Annotated in this window: 2 protein-coding genes; both read left to right on the top strand. The window is 32.4% G+C overall.

Features of this window, described 5'->3' with window-relative positions:
- Positions 1-16 precede the first annotated feature (16 nt).
- On the top strand, positions 17-985 hold the full coding sequence (locus PGOND44_RS14785; RefSeq protein WP_003445935.1) for a hypothetical protein: 969 nt from the start codon (positions 17-19) through the stop codon (positions 983-985).
- Positions 986-1,215: 230 nt separating this feature from the next.
- Positions 1,216-2,058, top strand: a complete 843-nt coding sequence (locus PGOND44_RS14780) for an energy transducer TonB (RefSeq protein WP_003445932.1) — start codon at positions 1,216-1,218, stop codon at positions 2,056-2,058.
- Positions 2,059-2,069: the final 11 nt, after the last annotated feature.

Below are 2,069 nucleotides of genomic sequence, written 5' to 3'. Positions count from 1 at the left end.
GTAGCAAATGTGAAAAATGAAGGGAGTTATATTAATAATCTTATTAATCCTGGCAGCTAAAGTTGGATTTTCCATTTGCGCAGCGGACGACAAGACATTGACCGAAAAATTATTTAAAGGGCAGACAGGGACAGTTTTCATTTGCGAAATTCTTACATCCGACCAAGACGAAAATGGAAACTTATATTCTACAGTTAAGATTATCGACGTCATATTTGGCTCAGTTGACAGTACCATAATTAAGATTAATACAGGTAGTCATAATTCATCTGTGGGGGGTGCTTCATTGCCCGTTGGAAATGAATATCTCATATATACTTCAGGCGAAGGAAATAATTTTGGATGTTGCAGTATCTGTGACGAATGGACAAAGAAGGTATCAATGACTGAATCTGTACAAAGTGAATTAAAGATTTTGAGACAGTTTGCCAAAATTTTTGACCATAAAAAATCAGGAAAATATGATTTCTACTACTCAAATGGTCATTTAGCAGCAACAGGACAATTTAAAAATGGATCAGCGACAGGACATTGGAAACATTTCTATGAAAATGATACATTAAAATCTTTTTATGATTTTGAATGCAATATAATTACCCAATACTCAAAAAACGGTTTCATTATGACCGAATCAAATACTTCAGAAAACGTTAGTATTTCAAAAAATTACTCCATAAAAGATAATGGGAAATTAGAATATAAATTTATTGACACAAAAACCGACACCGGTAGTTTTTTACAAGTTTATGAGTATCATGATAATGGGAATTTAAAAGAAATTCATGGTCAAATAAACATTAATATTAAAGGTGGCTCAACATCAACAGGCAGAGAAGGCGTCTACGAAGAATACTATGAAAATGGAAACTTAAATGTTCGAGGAGAATATAAAAAAGGTAGAAGAATAGGAATATGGACATGGTATTACGAGGATGGCTCGTATAATACTAAATATGATTATAAAGATGGAGCAACTCCTCAATAAATGAAAAAAATCACTTGCTACAACACGCTGTATAGTGCATTGTGGGTAAGGTGGTTTAGCAAGTTTGAGTAGCTACTTTCAAGCTCGCAAAATCCGCTAGCGGATTTTGTTTTGAAAAGCAAATTACAAAACCACAAAGCGGTTTTTGCTAAGTGCTAAACTGAAATTGTATCTTTATCAAATCCACAACGCACCATACAGTAACCGTTATGCCCAATTAGACAAAAAAAATGAAACAACAGATATTAATATTGATTTGCTTACTTTCAATATCCATTTGCAAATCACAAGAAACGAGAGAAGTAAATAACTCAATCGGAGAGAAAAACGAAGTTTATAATGTTCTAAAATCTGACCCAGAAATTAGACAGGGAAAATATTTATTGACTTGGAACTGGAAATATTACAACTCGGTATCAGAAGAAGGTCAGTTTGAAAATAATCAAAAGCAAGGAGTTTGGAATGAATACTACCGTTTTCGTGAGAAATATAACGAAAATGATATGCGAGTAAAATACCTCACGACTTATGAAAACGACAAGAAAAATGGACTTTTTGTTGAACTCAGTTATGACAGAGATACTTTGCAAGTTGGGAGATTTACGGAAAAAGAAAAAACTGGAATTTGGAAAAGATATGAGAATGGAGAACTTGTTGAACATTATGATTATTCCATTAATAAAAATCTAATCGGAATTAAAAAAAATCAGCAAGAAAAAGTAGATGTTTTACCCAAAATCATAGATGGAGATTTGAATTCCTTTCTCATCAAAAATCTAAATCCAGTTAATCATAAAAAAAAGAAAAACTTACTAGGAGATGTAAAAATCACGATGTTAATAACCAAAGAGGGAATAGCAAAAGATATAATAGTTTCTGGAGCAGACTATCCCGAGTTGGAAAATGAATTTAAAGTTGCGTTATCCAAATCTAGTGGGAATTGGGAACCTGCATTAAGAAATGGAGAAAAAGTCGATGTAACAATTTTTGTTCCAATTAAGTTCCTTATAGAATGGAAAAAGAAAAAATTCAGGGTTGGTATGAACTCTGGAAATATGAAACAGAGTGAATAATAACTGGGCAT

The organism is Psychroflexus gondwanensis ACAM 44, assembly GCF_000355905.1.
Lineage (GTDB): Bacteria > Bacteroidota > Bacteroidia > Flavobacteriales > Flavobacteriaceae > Psychroflexus > Psychroflexus gondwanensis.
The sequence above is the reverse complement of the archived record's forward strand: the minus strand, read 5'-3'. Positions and strand labels throughout refer to the sequence as shown.

What these genes read in the sequence shown, in the direction of transcription:
- PGOND44_RS14780 (WP_003445932.1), top strand. Translation starts at nt 1,216, where the DNA reads ATGAAACAACAGATATTAATATTGATTTGCTTACTTTCAATATCCATT.
- PGOND44_RS14785 (WP_003445935.1), top strand. Translation starts at nt 17, where the DNA reads ATGAAGGGAGTTATATTAATAATCTTATTAATCCTGGCAGCTAAAGTT.